Source organism: Streptomyces colwelliae, assembly GCF_048158785.1.
Lineage (GTDB): Bacteria > Actinomycetota > Actinomycetes > Streptomycetales > Streptomycetaceae > Streptomyces.
Genome location: NZ_JBLTJC010000531.1, coordinates 1 through 5759, shown reverse-complemented (window position 1 = coordinate 5759; position 5759 = coordinate 1). Strand labels below are relative to the sequence as shown.

The 5759-nt window shown below is 71.2% G+C and carries 6 protein-coding genes; 5 read left to right on the top strand and 1 reads right to left on the bottom strand.

Annotation, left to right across the window (positions count from 1 at the left end; translation table 11 throughout):
* Nucleotides 1-234 precede the first annotated feature (234 nt).
* Nucleotides 235-855: a Uma2 family endonuclease gene (locus ACNFOC_RS49905; RefSeq protein ID WP_416965626.1), complete on the top strand. Its 621-nt coding sequence runs from the start codon at nt 235-237 to the stop codon at nt 853-855.
* Between the two features lie 16 nt (nt 856-871).
* Here the strand turns inward: ACNFOC_RS49905 and ACNFOC_RS49900 are convergent, their stop codons facing one another.
* Nucleotides 872-1798: a DUF3027 domain-containing protein gene (locus ACNFOC_RS49900; protein ID WP_416965625.1), complete on the bottom strand. Its 927-nt coding sequence runs from the start codon at nt 1796-1798 to the stop codon at nt 872-874.
* A gap of 400 nt (nt 1799-2198) precedes the next feature.
* Here ACNFOC_RS49900 and ACNFOC_RS49895 point away from each other — a divergent pair, with 400 nt between their 5' ends.
* From ACNFOC_RS49895 to ACNFOC_RS49880, 4 genes are all read left to right on the top strand, one after another.
* Entirely contained in the window at nt 2199-3623 is a 1425-nt protein-coding gene (locus ACNFOC_RS49895; RefSeq protein WP_416965624.1) for an MFS transporter, read from the top strand.
* Nucleotides 3624-3696: 73 nt separating this feature from the next.
* The gene (locus tag ACNFOC_RS49890) at nt 3697-4161 is read left to right on the top strand and encodes a hypothetical protein (RefSeq protein WP_033281199.1); all 465 of its coding nucleotides are present in this window, start codon (nt 3697-3699) and stop codon (nt 4159-4161) included.
* On the top strand, nt 4131-4841 hold the full coding sequence (locus ACNFOC_RS49885; RefSeq protein WP_416965623.1) for a futalosine hydrolase: 711 nt from the start codon (nt 4131-4133) through the stop codon (nt 4839-4841). The genes ACNFOC_RS49890 and ACNFOC_RS49885 overlap by 31 nt, the downstream gene beginning before the upstream one ends.
* Nucleotides 4825-5688 (top strand): 1,4-dihydroxy-6-naphtoate synthase, encoded by an 864-nt coding sequence (locus ACNFOC_RS49880; protein ID WP_416965622.1) that lies wholly within the window; start codon nt 4825-4827, stop codon nt 5686-5688. Before ACNFOC_RS49885 ends, ACNFOC_RS49880 begins: the two co-directional genes overlap by 17 nt.
* The last annotated feature ends 71 nt before the right edge of the window (nt 5689-5759 follow it).

Here is a 5759-nt window from a genome sequence, read left to right as displayed (position 1 = left end):
AGATGTGTATCAGAGACAGGCGCCGGACAGGTCGGCATCGGAAGACCGCCCCGTGTACGTCATCGGCGGCGGCAGCCGTACGGCACCCGCTCCAGAACTGCGAAGGCTGCGACCACGCCTTCCGCTCACCGACCCCGGGGCTCTGCCATGAGTGCCGAACCGATCTTCCGGGGGCCGCCTAGCATGAAGGGGACGATCCCTGCCCCTGGGCACAGACCACGAGGAGCGAGCGCCATGACCATCGCCCCGGACAACGCGCAACAGGGCGCCACCCACCAGTACCGGGCCATGAGGGACGTCGTGGAGTCCATGGACGACACCCTTCCCGGCAAGTTCGAGATCACCAAGGAAGGGATCGTCCACGACATGATGGCGCCCATCGGTCCGCACGAGCTGACCACGCTCCATCTTCGCAAGCGCCTGGAGAAGGCCATGCCGGAGGACCTGGTCGCTCACACAGGGACACCGGATGTGGAAGCCGAAGCCGAGGGCATCATGCGCCACCCCGATGTGATGGTGATCGCGTGGGCAGACATGGACGTGCCGGGTTCGTTCGACCCGCACACCCTCATCGCCGCCATCGAAGTGGTCTCCCGCTCCAATCCGGACAACGACTGGGTCGGCAAGATGCGCGACTATCCCCTGATCGGGATCCCCACCTACGCCGTCTTCGACCCTCGCACCGGTACCGGAGCCGTCCTCACCGACATCCACGCCACCCCCGACGGCCCCCGCTACGCCACCCGCAAGGACTTCGTCTACGGCGAGGACGTCACCATCGCCGACTGGACGATCTCCACGGACAACCTGCCGCGCTACGGAGAAGACAGGGGCACCGGCCAGCCCAAGCCGTGAACCGACCGGCACACCTCTACGAGTGCCCCAACTCCGCAGAATCCTCGTCCACGCCCACCGACACCGACCCCGAATCCGCCGCAGGCCGCAGCGGGAACGGGTCGACCATCGTCTCGTCGATCACGTGCGGCGGCGGCTGGGGCGGTTTGGGCATGACCGCCGCTTCCGAGTGGCCGCCGCAGCCGTAGGACAGGGACACGACGTGGCCGTCCGCCGGGGAGAACTCGTTCGCGCAGACGCCGAACGCCTGGCCCAGGGAGCCGCCGACCGCGACCAGGAAGCCGCAGCTGACGCAGGCCGCCGGAGCCGCCTGGGCCATCGGGGTCTTCGGGCCGAAGCCGTCCTCCCAGCGGTCGGCGGCGACGTGGAGGCCGTAGCGGGAGAGGACCCGGGCGCGGCGGATGCCCAGTTCCTCCGCCACCGAGGCGATCGAGCCGCGCGTCGGCGCGAACGGGAGCGCCGCGGGCACCCCCGCCGTCACCTCCGCGTCCTCCGCCTCGACCAGTTCCGCCATCTCCTCGGAGACCGCGGAATTCGGCGGGGGCTCGTCCTCGCCCGTGTAGCCGGGCTCCAGGCGGAGGTCCTCCGCGTCGGTGGGGAGCAGGTCGCCGGGGCCCATGTCGCCGGGGCGCAGGCGCTCGCTCCACGGGACCCATTCGGGGGCCAGGAGCGAGTCCGGGCCGGGGAGCAGCACGACCTCGTCCAGGGTGATCAGCTTCGCGCGGGACGCCCTCGCGACCGTCACCGCCCAGCGCCAGCCCCGGTAGCCGAACTCCTTGCACTCGAAGAAGTGCGTGACCACACGGTCGCCCTCGGATTCGAAGCCGGCATGCTCGCCGACCACGCCGGGCGCGGCGGCCTCCTCGGCTGCGGCACGGGCGAGGTCGACGGCCTCGGCGCACAGGCGGTCGGGGGTGCGGCTTCGCGTGGTCGCTGCGCTCACAGGTATCGCTTCTCTCCTACGCCGTCTCACGGGTGCGCCTGGTGTGGCGAAGGGAGCGGACGGAGCGGCTGAAAGACATGTACCAGGCCCGTGGAGGCACTGGTGGAGGGCCGCGTCGACGTCCGCGCCCGATCGCGCTCGGGCACGCCTACGCCATCCATTCTGCGGGATGGCCGAGAGGCGCGCGGCCGAGAACAATCGCCACGGCGCGCTACGCACGCTACCTTCTCCCGCGCCATGCGCCCACACCGACGGTCCCTCGGGCGCTGCGCGGCGGCCATACCGAGACCTGTGCGGCTGTCCCCCGGAGACCTGTGCAAGGGCACTGAATCCATCCCCGTACGCCTCCATACGCGCGGTAACCGCACTACTCACGCCGTTCTCGGGGCACTATGACGGGGTGGCAGCCGCGAGGTCGCCCCAAGGTGCCACCGGGGTCGGTGGCGCGAAGGGGAACATCCGAGGTGGCGGTTCGGGCCGGGTGAGCGGTTCCGTCCGCGCGATGGGTCGTGCCCTGCACTTCCCCGTCACCGGTACCGCCCGCGGCATCCGCAAGGCGACCCACGCGCACGGCGCGGGCGAGTCGGGCCTCGGCAGACTGATCGAACTGCACGCGGTGAACGGCGCGGGCGACGTCATGATCACCGTCGCCCTCGCCTCGACGGTTTTCTTTTCCGTCCCGACCGATGAGGCCCGGGGGCGGGTCGCCCTTTATCTCGCGATCACCATGGCGCCCTTCACCGTCCTCGCGCCGGTGATCGGGCCCCTCCTCGACAAACTCCCGCACGGCCGCCGCGCCGCGATGGCCGCCGCGATGCTGGCCCGCGCCCTCCTCGCGCTGATCATCTCCGGCGCGGTCGCCAGCGGCAGCCTGGAGCTGTATCCGGCCGCCCTGGGCGCCCTGGTCGCCTCGAAGGCGTACGGCGTCGTCAGAAGCGCCGTGGTGCCCCGGCTGCTGCCACCCCGCATCTCCCTGGTGAAGGCCAACTCCAGAGTCACCCTCGCCGGGCTCCTCGCCACCGGCGTCGCCGCCCCGATCGCGGGCGGCCTGCACGCCATCGGCGACCCCTGGCCGCTCTACGGCGCCTTCGTGATCTTCGTCGCCGGTACGGTCCTGTCGTTCTCCCTGGACCCCAAGGTCGACTCGGCCAAGGGCGAGGACACGGCGCTGCTCGCGGCGGACGAGGACCATCTGCACGGCCCGCACACCAAGGAGGTCAAGCGTCCGGGGCTGCGCACGGTCGGCATCGCCGTCACCCACGCCCTGGGCGCCAACGCGGCACTGCGCTGGCTCTCCGGCTTCCTGACCTTCTTCCTCGCGTTCCTGCTGCGCGAGCACCCGATGACCGGGCAGAGCGCGGCCGTGTCGCTGGGCATCGTCGCCGTCTCGGCGGGCGTGGGCAACGCGCTCGGTACGGCGGTCGGTTCCTGGCTGCGGCAACGGGCCCCGGAACTCATCATCGTGACCGTCGTCGCGCTGGTCCTGGGCGCGGCCATCACCGCGGCGATCTTCTTCGGCGCCGTGCTGGTGGCCTGTCTCGCGGCTACGGCCGGGTTCTGCCAGGCGCTGGCCAAGCTGTCCCTGGACGCGCTGATCCAGCGGGACGTGCCCGAGCTGGTGCGCACCTCGGCGTTCGCGCGGTCCGAGACGATGCTCCAGATGGCCTGGGTGCTGGGCGGCGCGATCGGCATCGTCATGCCGCTGAACGGCACCCTCGGCTTCACCCTCGCCGCCGGAGTCATCGCCCTGGGCTGGCTGACCACCCTGCGCGGGCTGCTCGCCTCCGCACGTCACGGGGCCGGTGGACGCCCGCGAGTGGCCTAACCCGCACCACCCGGCCCGCCGCGCCGCACCCCACGTGGGGGGAGTACTGGACGGGCCCGATAGCCTTCGCCCCATGACCATGCAATCCGCTGTGCGACGCCGCCGCGCCGTCGCCGCCGCCGGTGCCGTTTCCGCCGGACTGCTCGTCCTGTCGGCGTGCGACAAGCCGACGCCGATCTCGACGATCACCGTCGGGAGGAACTCGGTCCACACGGAGGCCACCTGCTACAACGACGGCGACGCGGTGAAGACCGCGGACCTGGCGAAGTGCCTGAAGGCCTCCACGTCGATCTCGGTCGACCCGGACGACACCGTGCGCTTCGGTGTCGACCCGAAGATCGCCGACAACGGCTGGACGATCCTGATGAACGGTCAGCCGCTGACCGACTCCAGCAAGAAGACCTACCGCACGATCCCCGGCAGCGTGTTCTTCAACACCCAGTACGGCGCGACCGGCAACTCGACCGTCGTCTCCATCAAGGAGGGCGACAAGACGGTCAAGGGCCTGTGGTCCTTCAAGTTCAAGAAGGACTCCTGACCACGTCCGCGTCCACTCCGTCCTCCGTACGGATTCTCGTCGCCACCGCCGTCCCCGCCGAACGGGACGCGGTGGCACGGGCGTTCACGGGCGACAGCCGGGTCGATGTCATCGCCGCCGGCGTAGGTCCGGCCGCTGCCGCCGCCTCCACCGCCACGGCCCTCGCCCGCACCCCCTACGCCCTCGTCGTCTCCGCCGGGATCGCGGGCGGCTTCCAGCCCGAGGCGCCCGTCGGCTCCCTCGTGATCGCCGACGAGATCACCGTCGCCGACCTGGGCGCGGAAACCCCCGACGGGTTCGTCCCGGTCACCGGACTCGGCTTCGGCACCGTCACCCACCGTCCGCCGGGTGCACTCGTACGAGACCTCGCGGCCGCGACCGGCGCCCGCACCGGAGCCGTACTCACCGTCTCCACGGTGACCGGAACGGCCGCCCGCGCCACGGAACTCCGCGCCCGCCACCCCCGCGCCCTCGCGGAGGCGATGGAGGGCTTCGGCGTGGCCGAGGCCGCCGCCGCACACGGCATCCCCGTCCTGGAACTGCGCGCGGTCTCCAACCCCGTCGGCCCGCGCGACCGCGCCGCCTGGCGCATCGGCGACGCGCTCGCGGCCCTGACGGAGGGATTCGGGAAGTGCGCGCCCGTACTGGAGAGTTGGAACAGGCATGACCGCATCCACTGAATCCACCGAGCCCCTACAGATCGCCTACTCCCCCTGCCCGAACGACACGTTCGTCTTCGACGCCTGGGCCCATGGCCGGGTGCCGGGCGCGCCCGCGCTCGACGTGACCTTCGCGGACATCGACATCACCAACGGCATGGCCGAACGCGGTGAGTTGGATGTGCTGAAGGTGTCGTACGCCGTGCTGCCGTACGTCCTCGACGAGTACGCGCTGCTGCCCTGCGGGGGTGCGCTGGGCCGGGGCTGTGGCCCGCTGGTCCTCACCCGGGACGCGGGAGTGGACCTCACCGGCCGTACGGTCGCCGTGCCGAGCGAGCGGTCGACCGCGTATCTGCTGTTCCGGCTCTGGGCGGCGGACACGGTCCCGGGCGGGGTCGGCGAGATCGTCGTCATGCCGTTCCACGAGATCATGCCGGCCGTGCGGGACGGGAAGGTCGACGCGGGGCTCGTCATCCACGAGGCGCGCTTCACGTACCAGAACTACGGCCTGCACAAGCTCGCGGACATGGGCGAGCACTGGGAGGCCACGACCGGCCTGCCGATCCCGCTGGGCGCGATCATCGCCAAACGGTCCCTGGGCGCCGAGCAGTTGAACCTGCTCGCCGACTCCATCCGTACGTCGGTCCGCGCCGCCTGGGACGACCCCGAGGCCTCCCGCCCGTACGTCATGGAACACGCCCAGGAGATGGACCCGTCCGTCGCCGACCAGCACATCGGCCTGTACGTCAACGAGTTCACGGCGGACCTCGGCGAGGACGGGTACGCGGCGATCCGGGGGTTGCTGACGCGCGCGGCGGCGGAGGGGTTGGTGCCGGCACTGGGACCGGACGCGCTGACGTTCCCCTGAACTCGTGGTTGTCCCGAACTGGTGGTGCCGCCCCTGGGGGCTGCGCCCCCAGACCCCCATCGGCCCTGAAG